14 protein-coding genes are annotated in these 13,775 nt (G+C 74.3%); 11 read left to right on the forward strand and 3 right to left on the reverse strand.

All coding sequences use genetic code 11. The features are described 5' to 3' along the window. Nucleotides 1–14: 14 nt before the first annotated feature. From pip to FHX31_RS20555, 5 genes are all read left to right on the forward strand, one after another. The gene (pip, locus tag FHX31_RS20535) at nucleotides 15–965 is read left to right on the forward strand and encodes a prolyl aminopeptidase (protein WP_114919899.1); all 951 of its coding nucleotides are present in this window, start codon (nucleotides 15–17) and stop codon (nucleotides 963–965) included. A gap of 75 nt (nucleotides 966–1,040) precedes the next feature. Continuing rightward, the gene (locus FHX31_RS20540; RefSeq protein WP_184977025.1) at nucleotides 1,041–1,865 is read left to right on the forward strand and encodes a metallophosphoesterase family protein; all 825 of its coding nucleotides are present in this window, start codon (nucleotides 1,041–1,043) and stop codon (nucleotides 1,863–1,865) included. Continuing rightward, entirely contained in the window at nucleotides 1,862–2,524 is a 663-nt protein-coding gene (locus tag FHX31_RS20545) for a 4'-phosphopantetheinyl transferase family protein (protein ID WP_071095938.1), read from the forward strand. The genes FHX31_RS20540 and FHX31_RS20545 overlap by 4 nt, the downstream gene beginning before the upstream one ends. Before the next feature lie 92 nt (nucleotides 2,525–2,616). After that, a complete protein-coding gene (locus tag FHX31_RS20550) occupies nucleotides 2,617–4,878 on the forward strand; it encodes a catalase (RefSeq protein WP_123109583.1) in 2,262 nt (753 codons plus the stop codon). Between the two features lie 176 nt (nucleotides 4,879–5,054). Further along, nucleotides 5,055–6,428, forward strand: a complete 1,374-nt coding sequence (locus tag FHX31_RS20555) for a glycosyl hydrolase family 18 protein (protein ID WP_184977026.1) — start codon at nucleotides 5,055–5,057, stop codon at nucleotides 6,426–6,428. 43 nt (nucleotides 6,429–6,471) lie between these two features. Here the strand turns inward: FHX31_RS20555 and FHX31_RS20560 are convergent, their stop codons facing one another. Continuing rightward, nucleotides 6,472–7,449, reverse strand: a complete 978-nt coding sequence (locus FHX31_RS20560; protein ID WP_184977027.1) for a DUF2804 domain-containing protein — start codon at nucleotides 7,447–7,449, stop codon at nucleotides 6,472–6,474. A 70-nt stretch (nucleotides 7,450–7,519) separates the two neighbouring features. After that, nucleotides 7,520–8,278 (reverse strand): peptidylprolyl isomerase, encoded by a 759-nt coding sequence (locus FHX31_RS20565; RefSeq protein ID WP_013474698.1) that lies wholly within the window; start codon nucleotides 8,276–8,278, stop codon nucleotides 7,520–7,522. Between the two features lie 226 nt (nucleotides 8,279–8,504). Between FHX31_RS20565 and FHX31_RS20570 the strand changes: the two genes are divergently transcribed. From FHX31_RS20570 to FHX31_RS20585, 4 genes are all read left to right on the forward strand, one after another. Then, nucleotides 8,505–9,659 carry an RNA ligase RtcB family protein gene (locus FHX31_RS20570; protein ID WP_013474697.1) on the forward strand — a complete coding sequence of 385 codons (1,155 nt, stop codon included), beginning with the start codon at nucleotides 8,505–8,507 and terminating at the stop codon, nucleotides 9,657–9,659. Next, nucleotides 9,656–10,261 (forward strand): peptide chain release factor H, encoded by a 606-nt coding sequence (prfH, locus tag FHX31_RS20575; protein ID WP_071095946.1) that lies wholly within the window; start codon nucleotides 9,656–9,658, stop codon nucleotides 10,259–10,261. The genes FHX31_RS20570 and prfH overlap by 4 nt, the downstream gene beginning before the upstream one ends. 182 nt (nucleotides 10,262–10,443) lie before the next feature. Then, nucleotides 10,444–10,611 carry a hypothetical protein gene (locus tag FHX31_RS20580; RefSeq protein ID WP_184977028.1) on the forward strand — a complete coding sequence of 56 codons (168 nt, stop codon included), beginning with the start codon at nucleotides 10,444–10,446 and terminating at the stop codon, nucleotides 10,609–10,611. A 29-nt stretch (nucleotides 10,612–10,640) separates the two neighbouring features. Next, nucleotides 10,641–11,468 (forward strand): DUF72 domain-containing protein, encoded by an 828-nt coding sequence (locus FHX31_RS20585; protein ID WP_201766736.1) that lies wholly within the window; start codon nucleotides 10,641–10,643, stop codon nucleotides 11,466–11,468. A 28-nt stretch (nucleotides 11,469–11,496) separates the two neighbouring features. Here the strand turns inward: FHX31_RS20585 and FHX31_RS20590 are convergent, their stop codons facing one another. Beyond that, nucleotides 11,497–12,291, reverse strand: coding sequence for a DUF3152 domain-containing protein (locus FHX31_RS20590; RefSeq protein WP_184977029.1), 795 nt, complete (start codon nucleotides 12,289–12,291; stop codon nucleotides 11,497–11,499). A 136-nt stretch (nucleotides 12,292–12,427) separates the two neighbouring features. On the opposite strand from FHX31_RS20590, the gene FHX31_RS20595 reads away from it, so the two are divergent. Then, the gene (locus FHX31_RS20595) at nucleotides 12,428–12,934 is read left to right on the forward strand and encodes a SigE family RNA polymerase sigma factor (RefSeq protein WP_091329133.1); all 507 of its coding nucleotides are present in this window, start codon (nucleotides 12,428–12,430) and stop codon (nucleotides 12,932–12,934) included. A gap of 5 nt (nucleotides 12,935–12,939) precedes the next feature. Continuing rightward, the gene (locus FHX31_RS20600) at nucleotides 12,940–13,659 is read left to right on the forward strand and encodes a hypothetical protein (protein ID WP_221489132.1); all 720 of its coding nucleotides are present in this window, start codon (nucleotides 12,940–12,942) and stop codon (nucleotides 13,657–13,659) included. Nucleotides 13,660–13,775 lie beyond the last annotated feature (116 nt).

The raw sequence follows: 13,775 nt of genomic DNA on the forward strand, positions 1-13,775 counted from the left end.
CAGAATGACAGGGCATGACCGGCCTGCACCCGCCCGTCGAGCCGTACGCCACCCACCGGATCCCGGTCGGTGACGGCCACGTCCTCCACGTGGAGGAGGTCGGGCGGCCGGACGGCGTACCCGTGGTGTTCCTGCACGGTGGGCCCGGCGGCGGCCTGGTGCCGGTGGCCCGCCGGTTCTTCGACCCCGACCGTCACCGGGCCGTGCTGTTCGACCAGCGCGGCGCCGGTCGCAGCACCCCGCACGGCGAGGTGCGCGCCAACACCACCTGGCATCTGGTGGCCGATCTGGAGACCATCCGGCAGCGGCTGGGCATCGACTCGTGGCTGGTGTTCGGCGGGTCGTGGGGCACCACGCTCGGCCTGGCGTACGCGCAGGCGCACCCGGATCGGGTGACCGGGCTGGTCCTGCGCGGCGTGCTGCTGCTGCGGCGCAGCGAGCGGGACTGGTTCTACCAGGGCGGGCTGCGCCACCTCCAGCCCGAGGAGTGGGAGCGGTTCGTGGCGCCGATCCCGCCCGGCGAACGCGACGACGTGCTGGCCGCGTACCACAGGCGGTTGCACGGCCCGGACGAGGCGCGGGCCCGGGAGTACGCGCGGGCCTGGGGGCGGTGGGAGGCGGTCAACTCGTCGCTGCGGCCCGACCCGGAGCTGCTCGCCCACTTCACCGCCGACGACCAGGCGCTGCCCGTGGCCCGGATCCTGTCGCACTACGCGGTGCACGGCGGCTTCCTCTCCGAGGGCCAGTTGCTCGACGGCGTGGACCGGATCCGGCACCTGCCCGCCGTGATCGTCAACGGCCGCTACGACCTGTGCTGCCCGCCGGTGTCCGCGTACGACCTGGCCCGCCGGTGGCCGGAGGCGACGCTGCGGATCGTGCCGGACGCCGGGCACTCCGCCGCCGAGCCGGGTGTGACCCGGGAGGTGCTGCGCGCGCTCGACGAGGTGACCGCGAGGGTCGGCTGACCGGGCCGGTCGGACCCCCGACAGCCCGGCGGGCGAGCCTGGTCATCCGGGGGCGCCGCTGGCAAGATCGGCCGGGTGACGGGTGCGCTGTACGCGGTCAGTGACCTCCACGTGTCGTACGCGGAGAACCGCGCCGTGGTGGACGGCCTGCGGCCGGAGACGGCGGACGACTGGCTGATCGTGGCCGGTGACGTCGGCGAGGTCTTCGCCGACGTGGAGCGGACGCTGCGGCTGCTGCGCGACCGGTTCGCGCGGGTGGTGTGGGCGCCCGGCAACCACGAGCTGTGGACCCACCCCAACGACCCGGTGACGCTGCGCGGGGTGGCCCGTTACGACGCGCTGGTCGCGATGTGCCGCGAGCTGGGCGTACTGACCCCGGAGGACGACTACCCGGTGTGGCGGGGCGAAGGCGGGCCGGTCACCGTGGCGCCGCTGTTCCTGCTCTACGACTACTCGTTCCGCGCGCCCGGCACCAGCACCAAGGAGGAGTCGCTGCGCGCGGCGTACGACGCCGGTGTGGTGTGCACCGACGAGATGATGCTGCACCCCGACCCGTACCCGGACCGGGAGTCCTGGTGCGCGGCGCGGCTGGAGGTGACGCGTCGGCGGCTGGAGGCCACCGACCCGGCGCTGCCGACAGTGCTGGTCACCCACTGGCCGCTGGTGCGGCAGCCCACCGAGGTGCTCTGGTTCCCGGAGTTCGCCCAGTGGTGCGGCACCGACCGGACGGCCGACTGGCACGTGCGCCACCGCGCCGCCGTCGCGGTCTACGGCCACCTGCACATCCCCCGCACCACGCACTACGACGGGGTGCGCTTCGAGGAGGTGTCGCTGGGCTACCCGCGCGAGTGGCGGCGCCGCGGCGGCGAGCCGGCGCCCATGAAACGGATCCTCGGATGATCGGAACGCTGCTGCCGGCCGGGGCGCTGGCCGTCGAGGCGTTCGCCGACGTGCCGGACGAGACGCCGTACCCGGGCGAGGAGGACCTGGTGGCGCGCGCGGTGGCCGCGCGCCGCCAGGAGTTCGTCACCGCCCGCCGCTGCGCGCGGGAGGCGCTGGCCCGCCTCGGGTACGCCCCGGCGCCGATCCGTCCCGGCCCCCGCCGGGAGCCGGTCTGGCCGGACGGCGTGGTGGGCAGCATCACGCACTGCACCGGCTACCGGGCGGCGGCGGTGGCCCCGGCCGGGGCGCTGGCCGGGCTCGGCATCGACGCGGAGCCGCACGAGCCGCTGCCCGACGGCGTGGCGGGGATCGTCCTCACCGCGGGTGAGCCGGAGCGGCTGGCCGCGCTGCGTGACGCCGACCCGGCGACGCACTGGGACCGGCTGCTGTTCAGCGCCAAGGAGTCGGTCTACAAGGCGTGGTACCCGCTGACCGGGCGCTGGCTCGGGTTCGAGGAGGCGGAACTGACGTTCGACCGGGCCGGCCGGTTCACCGCCCGGATCCTGGTCGACGGCACCCGCATCGACGGCGGCCCGCCGCTGGACGTCCTGGACGGCCGCTGGCTGGTCGGCGGCGGGCTGCTGCTCACCGCCGTGGCCGTGCCGCGCCGGTCCTGACCGGCGTTACCGCGATTGTTCCGGTTTGCCCGCCCTGACCTGGGGTACGGCCGAAGGGGCCTGGACATTTCGCTGTAGGAGGACAGGTCCTGATGGAATCCAGCAAGCCCACCCAGATCGTCAAGGGTGTCGTCGAAGCCGCCGTCGAGAAGGTCGGCGACGCGCTGACTCCGGACGTGCCGGGCGCTCCCGGCAGCGCGCCGCCACCGCTGGAGGAGCCGACCACGCCGCACGGGCCGCTGCCGCCCAAGGACGAGCAGGGCGCGCCGGACACCCGGACCCCGACCGGCGCCGAGACCGGCGTGCCGAAGATCGCCAAGGGGCAGCAGGGCGCGTACCTCACCACCGCCAACGGCGCCCGGCTGCGCGACACCGACCACTCGCTGAAGGCCGGTCCGCGCGGCCCGGTCCTGCTCCAGGACCACCACCTGCGGGAGAAGATCACCCACTTCGACCACGAGCGGATCCCGGAGCGGGTGGTGCACGCCCGGGGCGCGGGCGCGCACGGCACGTTCGTCGCGTACGGCACCGCCGAGGAGGTGACCCGGGCCGGGTTCCTGAAGAAGGGTCGCGAGACGCCGGTCTTCGTCCGCTTCTCCACGGTGCTGGGCTCGCGCGGGTCGGCCGACACGGTCCGCGACACCCGCGGTTTCGCCACCAAGTTCTACACCGACGAGGGCACGTTCGACCTGGTCGCCAACAACATCCCGGTGTTCTTCATCCAGGACGCGATCAAGTTCCCGGACGTCATCCACGCCGGCAAGCCGCACCCGGACCGGGAGATCCCGCAGGCGCAGAGCGCACACGACACGTTCTGGGACTTCGTCTCGCTGCACACCGAGGCGCAGCACCACACCATCTGGAACATGTCCGACCGGGGCATCCCGCGGTCCTACCGGACCATGGAGGGCTTCGGCGTGCACACGTTCCGCATGGTCGACGAGGCCGGTGCGACGGTGCTGGTCAAGTTCCACTGGAAGCCGAAGCTGGGCGTGCACTCGCTGACCTGGGAGGAGGCGCAGCTCATCGGCGGTATCGACCCGGACTACCACCGCCGCGACCTGTACGACGCGATCGAGGCCGGCGCGTACCCGGAGTGGGAGCTGGGCATCCAGGTCTTCCCGGACACGCCGGAGGAGACGTTCGCCGGGATCGACCTGCTCGACCCGACGAAGATCGTGCCGGAGGAGCTGGCGCCGGTGCAGCCGATCGGCAAGCTCACCCTCAACAAGACGCCGCGCAACTTCTTCGCCGAGACCGAGCAGGTGGCGTTCCACGTCGGGCACCTGCCGCCCGGCATCGACGTGACGAACGACCCGCTGTTGCAGGGCCGCCTCTTCTCGTACGTGGACACGCAGCTCACCCGCCTCGGCGGGCCGAACTTCACCCAGATCCCGATCAACCGGCCGCACGCCGACGTCAACGACATGCTGCGTGACGGCTTCCACCAGCACGCGGTGCACGCGGGCGTGGCGCCGTACCGGCCGAACTCGCTCGACGGCGGCAACCCGTTCCCGGCCGGCGACCGCGAGCACGCGTTCGTGGACACGCCGGTGACTGTGGCCGAGGCGCCGAAGGTGCGGGCCGCGCCCGCCTCCTTCGACGACCACTACAGCCAGGTGCGCCTGTTCTGGCAGAGCATGTCGCCGGTGGAGAAGGAGCACATCATCCGGGCGTACACGTTCGAGCTGGGCAAGTGCTACCACCAGGCGATCAAGGAGCGGCAGCTCCAGTGCCTGGCGAACGTCGACCCGGTGCTGTGCGAGCAGGTGGCGATCGGTCTGGGCCTGCCCGTGCCGCAGCCCACGGTGCCGCCGGCGGAGGTGCAGCCCAGCCCGGCGCTGTCCCAGGTGGGCCGGGAGTGGCCGGCCGACGGCCGGATGGTCGGCATCGTGGTCGACGCCCAGGCCGACCTGGGCGACGTGCACGAGGTACGCCGGGAGGTGTTCGCCGCCGGCATGGTGCCGCTGCTGATCGCCGCGCACGGCGGCACCGTCGACGGGCTGCCGGTGCAGCGCACGTTCGCCACCGGCCGCTCGGTCGAGTTCGACGCGGTGCTGCTGGCCGGCGCCCCGGCCCCGGCGCCGGACGCGCTGCCGGCCCGCGACGCCAAGGCCGGCGCGCCGGGCTCCCCGACCGTCGACCCGCGGGTGCTGCTGCTGGTCGAGGAGGCGTGGCGGCACGCCAAGGTGATCGGCGCCTGGGGCGCGGGCGCCGAGGTGCTGCACCAGGCCGGTGTCACAGGCACGCCGGGCGTGGTGACCGGTGGTTCCGGCACCGAGGTGCTCGGCGAGGTGCAGCGGCTGATGGCGGCGCACCGGGTCTGGGAGAGGTTCCCGGCCTCGGTCGCCTGATCCCGAGTCGCGCGTGGGGCGGTCCCGGACGGGGCCGCCCCACGCTGTGCGTACGCCACCGCTCACCGGCCGTCACTCATCGACGGTCGTCGTTGACGCCTTAGTTAATACTCTTTAATATTTGGGCCACCTCGAGGAAGACCCCCATCCGCCCCCGTCCCCCGGGAAGGCCCTCGATGCCCAGACCTCACCTCCGGCGGCGCCTCGCCGCCGGTGCGCTCGCGCTGGCCACCACCACCGCGACGCTCACCCTCGCCCCGACCGCCGCCGAGGCGGTGGTCCTCCCGAACAACTTCAAGAGCGTCGGCTACATGCCGTCCTGGAGCGGCAACGTCAACACCGTCCAGTACGGCAAGCTCACCCACATCAACTACGCGTTCGTGCTCCCCAACGGCGACGGCAGCCTGCGCCCGGTGGAGAACCCGGGCAAGCTGTCCTCACTCGTGTCGCTCGGGCACGCCAGCAACGTCAAGGTCTCCATCGCCGTCGGCGGCTGGAACGACGGCGACGACTCCGCGTTCGAGGCGCTCGCCGCCAACTCCGGCACGCGCACCGCGTTCGTCAACAACCTGATCGCCTTCGTCAACCAGTACAACCTCGACGGCGTCGACATGGACTGGGAGTACCCCGACCCGGGCGCCTCGGCGAACAACTACACGCTGCTCATGCAGCAGCTCGGCAGCGCCCTGCACAGCCGGGGCAAGCTGCTCACCGCCGCCGTGGTCTCCGAGGGCTACTACGTCGACGGGGTGCCCACAGCCGTCTTCGGCTCGGTGGACTGGCTGAACATCATGGCGTACGACGGCGGCAGCCCGCACGCCGGCTACGACTGGTCGATCGCCAGCGTCAACAGGTGGAAGTCGCGCGGCCTGCCCGCCGCCAAGGCGGTGCTCGGCGTGCCCTTCTACAGCCGGCCCGGCTACTACACCTACTCGGCGCTGGTCGGCATGGACCCGGCCAACGCCAACCGGGACTGCACCACAGCCGGCGGCGCCCAGCAGTGCTACAACGGCGTACCGACAGTGAAGCGCAAGACGCAGTGGGCCCTGGCGAACGCGGGCGGGATGATGAACTGGGAGCTGTCGCAGGACACCACCGGTTCGACCTCGCTGGTCAGCGCGATCTACGACACCGTCACCGGCGGTGGCACGCCGCCGCCGTCCGGGCGTACCGGGCCGATCACCGGCATCGGCGGCGCCTGCGTGGACGTGGCGGCCGCGAGCACCGCGAACGGCACCGCGATCCAGCTGTACGGCTGCAACGGCACCGCCGCGCAGAGCTGGACCGTCGCCGGTGACGGCACGCTGCGGGCGCTGGGCAAGTGCCTGGACGTGACGAGCGCCGGCACCGCGAACGGCACCAGGATCCAGCTCTGGGACTGCAACGGCACCGGCGCTCAGACCTGGCAGGCCCAGAGCAACGGCACGCTGCGCAACCCGGCGTCGGGCCGGTGCCTGGACGCCACCGGCAACAGCTCCGCCAACGGCACCCGGCTGCAGATCTGGGACTGCTTCGGCGGCGCCAACCAGGTCTGGCGGCTGCCGGCCTGATCGGGCTTCCCCGCCGGGCGGCCCGGCCCGGCGGGGACCGGCCTCACCAGCGGTTACGGGCCTCCTCGGCCCAGCCGACCAGGCCGTCCAGATCCACGCGCCCGCCGTCGTCGGTCGCCGCCCAGCCGGTGAAGTTCCCGAAGCACTGGTGCGTCTCCCCGGCCAGCACGAGCAGGTTGGTCCGCGCCACCCGCTCGTGGAACGGGTGGAACGTGACGTCCACCCGGTCGCCGGTGATCCGCCACGGCCGCAGCCAGTCGGTGCGGTCGTACGCCCAGGTCAGGTCGGCGCCGATCTTGTGCAGCCGCCCGTCGACGAAGACCGCGTTCTCGGTCGAGCCGGTGCCGTCGGTCCACTTGCCGCCGAGCTGGATCGCCCGGCCCGGTCCGCTGCCGGCCGCCCAGTTCCACCGCACCGCGTACCGCCACTTGCCGCGGCCGTGGTCGAGCGCCGCGTACGACCCCTCCCCCACCGGGTACGCCGTGCCGTCCACTGTGATCGTGCCGTGCACCGGCCGGCCGATGTCCTTGACCGTGTACTGGAACCGGCGGGTGCTCCACGGCACCACCACGCCGAGAGACTCGTGGCCGGGCGGCAGCGGCACGGTCAGGTCCACCTCGACACCTGGCGCGCTCGCCCGCACCGTACTGCCGTCCGGGCCCTGCTCCACAGCGATGGTCAGCTTCCCGCCCCGGGCGCGGACCGGTCCGGTGCCGCTCACCGGCGGCAGCACCGTGCCCCGGGCGAACGGCACCACAGCCTCCGCCGTCGTCTCCCGCCCGGTACGCCGGTCGAGCAGGTAGAGGCTCTGCACCCCGGCGTAGTCGAGCGACGACGCGACCAGGCCGAGGATGTGCGTCGGCGTGACCACGCCCCAGTGCTCCCACCGTTTGGCCCGGCCCCAGCCGCGCAGGTTCGCCCGGTGCAGCGGCCGGCGGCTCCAGCCGACCGCGTCCGGGTTCAGCCGCCCGTCCGGCCGGCACAGGTCGACCGGCTCGGTGATCTCCCGCTCATGCGTCATCGCCGCAGGCTACCGACGGCGGCACGGGCCCGGCGGGCGGCCTGGACGGCCGTCCCGCCGGGCCGTCGCGTCAGCGGCCCTGCTTGGCGCGGCAGATCTCCACCGGCACCGCCGGGGCGCCGTCGACCGGAGCCGGGTCCTCGGGGGTGGGCGCGATGCCGCCGGCCGAGATCCGGTCCAGCGTGGCCAGCCCGGCCGCGTCGACCTGGCCGAACACGGTGTAGTTGGGACGCAGCGCCGAGTCGGCCTGCACCAGGAAGAACTGGCTGCCGTTGGTGTCCGGGCCGGCGTTGGCCATGGCGAGCGTGCCGCGCGCGTACAGGCGGCGTACGCCCGTCGGGTCGGTCGGCGCGGGCGGCAGGTCGGTGGGCAGCTCGTCGCGGTAGCGGTAGCCCGGGCCGCCCTCGCCCGTCCCGGACGGGTCGCCGCACTGGAGGACCGTGAGCGTCGGGTACGCGGTGAGCCGGTGGCAGGGCGTCCGGTCGTAGAAGCGCTTCCGGACCAGGTGCAGGAAGCTCTGCACGGTGCACGGCGCCTGCTCGCGGTCCAGCGTCAGCCCGATCGGCCCCTGGTTGGTGCGCAGCGTGACCCGCACGGTGCCCCGGTCCGGCGTACGGCGCGGGTCCGGCGGCAGCGGCACCGGACGGGCGGCCGGCTCGTCCGGCGTGGGCGTGTACGCGCACGGCCCCTTCGTGGGCGCCGGGTCGGCGGCGGGTGCCGCGGTCGCGGCGACACCTGCGGCGGCGACGATCGTCGCGGCGGCCACGCTCACCCCGGCGAGGCGGGCCAGCAGGGGTAATGCGGCGTGCGTTCGGGTTTCGCTCGACACGGTGGTCCTCCCTGGACTCGTGGTACCAGAACGACCGGAGTCTATGGACCGGGTCACCCGATGTCGACGCGGGCGCTCCGGCGGGTCGAAAGTCGGTTGCCGCCCCGGGGCCGCCTCCGCGAGGCTGAGCGGCATGACGTTCTGACGGATCGCATCCCCGCCCGCAGGCCCTCCGCGCCGCCTGCCGTCCGCCGTCCTCCGCGTTCTCCTCCAGAAACGAGCGTCTGTGTCCGCGTACCCCTCCGGGCGGGCCGTCGTGCCCGCCACCGTCTCCGTCTTCTCCTCCCCCGGCAGCTGGATCGAGTCCGCCGCGCTCGACCAGTGCCGTCAGGTCGCCGCCCTGGACGGCATGGCGCACGTCGCCGCCATGCCCGACCTGCACCCCGGCAAGGGCGCGCCGATCGGCGCCGCGATGTCCTCGACCGTGCTCTACCCGTTCCTCGTCGGCTCCGACATCGGGTGCGGCATCGCGGTCTTCCCGATCGCGCTGCGCCGGGTCGTACCCGAGCGGCTCGCGGCCCGGTTCCCCGACCTGGACCGGGCGCTCGACCCCGACCGGGACGCCGACGACCCGGCCTGGTCGGTGCTGGACGGCGACGTGCCGGCCGGTCACCTCGACGGCCTCGGCACCGTCGGACGAGGCAACCACTTCGTCGAACTGGCCCGCGTCGGGCCGATCCTCGCGGCGGAGCACGCCGCGCGGCTCGGACTGGACGCCGGTGACCTGGTGCTCGTGGTGCACTCCGGGTCGCGCGGGCTGGGCGAACGGATCCTGCGCGAGCACACCGAGACGCACGGCGCCGGTCCCGCGCCCGACCCGGACGCCTACCTGGCCCGGCACGACGCGGCAGTGCGGTGGGGGTCGCTCAACCGGCGGCTGCTGGCCGCGCGGGTCGCGTACGCGCTCGGCGCCGAACCCACCGAGCCGGTCGTCGACCAGTGCCACAACCTGGTCGAGATCCGCGACGGACGCTACCTGCACCGCAAGGGCGCGGCGCCGGGCGACGGCCGGGACGTGCTGATCGCCGGCACCCGCGGCACGCCTTCCTATCTCGTGGCGGCGCACGCCGGGCCGGACGCCGGCTACTCGGTGGCGCACGGCGCCGGGCGCAAGATGTCCCGCGCCGACGCGCTGCGCCGGGGCCGGGCCAAGCACACCGTCGAGGAGCTGCGCCGTACGCCGGTCGGCTCGATCGTGGTGTGCGGCGACCGGCAACTGCTGTTCGAGGAGGCGCCCACCGCGTACAAGCGCATCGAGCAGGTCATCGGCGACCTGGTGGCGCACGACCTCGCCACACCGGTCACCACCACGGTTCCGCTGGTCACCTACAAGACGCCGGACGTGGGCCGCCGCGACGAGCGCCGGAAGGGCCGCCGGTGACCGAGCTGCTGCTGTCCGCCGGACGCGGACCGGCCGAGTGCGCGTGGGCGCTGGCCCGGCTGCTGTCCCGCCTGGAGGGCGAGGCGGTCCGGCGGGGCCTGCGTACCGAACGGGTCGAGACGGTGCCCGGCGACCGGGCCGGCACCTACCGGTCGGTGCTGGTCCGGATCACCGGCGCCGGGGCGGAGGCGTTCGCGGCCGGGTGGACCGGCACGCTCTGCTGGCAGGCGCCCAGCCCGTACCGGACGGGCCACGGCCGGAAGAACTGGTACGTCACCGCGCGGACGTGCCGGACCGACGTGGTGGTCACGCCGTTCCACGAGGCCGACGTCGAGTTCGTGCCGTGCCGCACCGGCGGGCCGGGCGGCCAGCACCGCAACAAGGCGAGCACCGCCGTCCGGGCCACGCACCGCCCGTCCGGCCGGACCGTGGTGGTGGACACCGAACGGCACCTGCACCTCAACCGCCGGATCGCGGTCGAGCTGCTGCGGCAGCGGATCGCCGCCGACGACGAGGCGGCCCGGCGCGCGGGCGTCGACGCCCGCTGGCGGGTCCACGACGAGCTCGTGCGCGGTGATCCGGTACGGGTGGAACGCCCCTGACACGGCCCGGTCCGCCGCGCGTAAGGGCCCCGGCTACCGTGGGCGCGGCGGACGGGCAGCCCGGCCCGCCGGCGTACGGCGCGAGGAGGACTGATGCGGCGGAGAAGGAGCGGCCAGTACAGCGCGTACTCCGCCGACTCCAGGCAGGTCACCGACGGCGCCTGCGACATGGACCGCGTCCGGTGAACCCGCTCGTGCAGCGCTTCCGCGCCGTGGTCGCGATGTGGATCCTCGTCGGCTGGGGCGGGTTCCTGCTGGCCGGTTTCCTCGGCCTGGCTCTGCTGACCCAGACGGGTCCGTTCGCGGCCGCGGCGCTGCGCGGCGCCTCGACGAGCTGGCCCTACCGGTGACCGGGATGCGCCTGCACGTGGGCTGTGCCATGTGGACGCACAAGTCCTGGTCCGGCCGCTTCCTGCCGCACCCGCTGCCCGCACACGAGCGGCTGCGCGCGTACGCCGGGTGGTGCGACGCCGTGGAGGGCAACACCACGTTCTACGCCACCCCGGCCCGGGAGACGGTGGCGTCCTGGGCCGACCAGACCGCGCCGGGCTTCCGCTTCCTGCCGAAGCTGCCGAAGGTGGTCACCCACGAGCGCCGGCTCACCGGCGGCGAGGCCGAACTGCGGGCGTTCCTGCACGCGATGGAGCCGCTCGGCCCCCGGGCCGACGCGCTCTGGATCCAGCTGCCCGGCTCGTTCGGCCCCGGTGACGTGCCCGACCTCGACCGGTTCCTGCGCACGCTGCCCACCACCCACAGGTACGCCGTCGAGGTCCGCCACCCCGCCTTCTTCACCGAGCCCGGTGCGGTACGTGCGCTGGAGGCGACGCTGCACCGGGCCGGCGCGGAGTGGATCCCGTTCGACACCACAGCGTTCTTCCGGACGCCGCCGACGAGCGACGCCGAGCGGGAGGCGTGGACGCGCAAGCCGCGCCTGCCGCTGCGTACCCGGGCGCTGACCGACCGGCCGATCGTGCGCTACCTGGGCCGCGACGACCCGGCCCGCACGGTCGAGGGCTGGCAGCCGTGGCTGGACGTGGTCACCGGCTGGCTGCGGGAGGGCCGCTCGCCGACCGTGTTCGTGCACACGCCGGACAACGCCGACGCGCCCGAGCTGGCCCGCCGCTTCCACGACCAGGTCCGCGAGCGGGTGCCCGGGCTCGCGCCGCTGCCCGAGCCGGAGCCGGTCGGCCCGGCCACGCTGTTCTGAGCGCCGGGTGGGATCGCCGCCAGCCCGCTCAGCCTGCCCGGCCGCCCTCGGGCGGGGGCAGGCGGTCGTCGTACGCGCCGGACCGTCCCGCGTACCGCTCCCCGCGCAGGAACGGCAGCGGGTTCGGGGTGCAGCCGTGCAGGCCGAGCGTCTGCTGCTGCATCACCGGCGCCGGACGTCCCCGCCCCGGGCAGCGCTCGTGCCCGTGACCCAGACGGTGGCCGACCTCGTGGTTGACCACGTACCGGCGGTACGCCGCGAGGTCGCTGCCGTAGGCGGGCGCGCCGCGCACCCAGCGGGCCACGTTGACCACCACCCGGTCCCCGTTACGGCAGGACGTGTACCGGTCCGGCCCGTCCCCGCACAGGTCGTCGCGCGTACCGGGAGTGGCGAGGTAGACGGTGAAGTCGGCGGGCCCGCGGGCACCGACGCGGCGCAGGGCGATCCGTCCGTCGGTCGTCCAGCCACCCGGGCCGGTGAGGATGCCGGTGACCTGCGCCGCGAAATCGGCCGGTGGCAGACCGGTGATGTCGCGCTCCACCGCCACCCGGTAGCGCAGCAGCCGGCCCGTACCCGCGTGGGTGGCCGGCTCGGCGGCGGCGAACCACCACTCGTCGCCGCCGTCGGCGGGATAGCCGATCCCCGCCGGACGGGACCGGACGGGCGCCGCCGCCGACGCGGACGGCACGGCGGCGGACGGCCCGGCCGGTCCGGACGGCGCGACTGCGGGCTGATCGGCCACGGCCGGTGTGCAGCCGGCCAGCGAGACCGCCAGCGCGATCACGGCGGCGCCGCCGCGTGTCCGGTCCACGGTCCTGGTCATCTCGTCTCCCCTCGGCGCCCGGTCGTGGGCACGGGGATGAGGACGGGTGACCTGTCGCGGAAGTTGGTCCGGCGGGGACTCAACCTTTTCCGCGTCCCGCACGTCCCTACCGGGGTGAGAGGTGCAGAGGACCGGCATGGCCCGGGGTGACGCGGAGTTCGTCGAGTTCGCGCGGGCGTCCTCGGCGCGGCTGACGCATGCCGCGTTCCTCATGACCGGCAACCACCACCACCACGCCGAGGACGCCGCCCAGACCGCGCTGGTGCGCACGTACGCGTCCTGGTCCCGGATCCGCAACGGCGACCCGTACGGCTACGCCCGGTCGGTGCTGGTGAACCACCTCGTCGACACCTGGCGGCGGCCGATCCGCGAGTACCCGAGCGACGACCTGCCGGAACGGCGCGGCGGCGACATGGCCGAGGAGGTGGCGACCCGGCGGTGGCTGGTCACCGCGCTCGGCACGCTCACCGCCCGTGAACGCGCCGTCGTCGTCCTGCGCCACTACTTCGACCTGCCGGAGGCCCAGGTGGCCCGCGAACTCGACGTGTCCGTCGGCACCGTCAAGAGCACCTCGTCGCGGGCGCTGGAGAAGCTGCGTACCGCCGGTCTGTCCGCGCCGCGACCGCAGGAGACGTGCCGGTGACCGAGATGGACGAGCTGCGCCGGGTGATGCGGGCGACCGAGCGGGCCGACGGCCTGGACATCGCGGACATCATGCGCCGGGGACGCCGGCTGCGCCGCCGCCGGCGGATCGGCGCGGGGGTCGCGGCGGCGGTGGCGACGGTCGCGGTGGCCGTCGGGGTCGGCGCCGTGGCGACGCGGCCCGGCCCGCCGGACCTCCCGGCCGGGGAGCCGGTCGCCACCGCGTCCGCCGACACTCCCCCGCCCACGCCGACCGCCGCGCCGGCCCCGACCGAGGCGCCACCGCGACCGCTCGGGACGGTCGTGGACAGCGGCATCCGGTACGGCGCCGACGAGCGCGTGTTCTTCATGGTCCCGGTCGACGTGCCGCAACTGCCGCGCGTGACGATCGGCCTGGTCGCCGGCCGCCGCGCGCCGGACGGCCGCCTGACGTCGGACTTCCTGGTGAACGACGTGTCCGGCAGCGACCGCCGGCCGGGGTTCCACGAGATCGGGTACGACCAGCAGCGGGTGCCCGCCGACGCGTCGATCCCCACGTTCGGCTACTTCGTCGGCCCGGCGGCCCGCATCGTCGGGACCGTCGACGGCCGGCAGGTCGAGGCGAGGCTGGTCCGCTGGAGCGAGGACCCGGAGGTGGTGATCTTCTGGTTCGACCCGACGACCCTCACCCCGGGAACCCCCCTGGACGGCATCACCGCCCACACCGCCCAGGGCCGCCGCCTGTAGCCCGGCCCCTCTCCCCTTCTCCCGTCTCTCCCCCGGATGATCAAGGAGTTTGCGGCCCGAAACCGCCCCGGCGAGGACACAAACTCCTTGATCACCGGCGCCAGGAGGCCGAGCCA

This window comes from Micromonospora sp. CNZ286 (assembly GCF_014207755.1).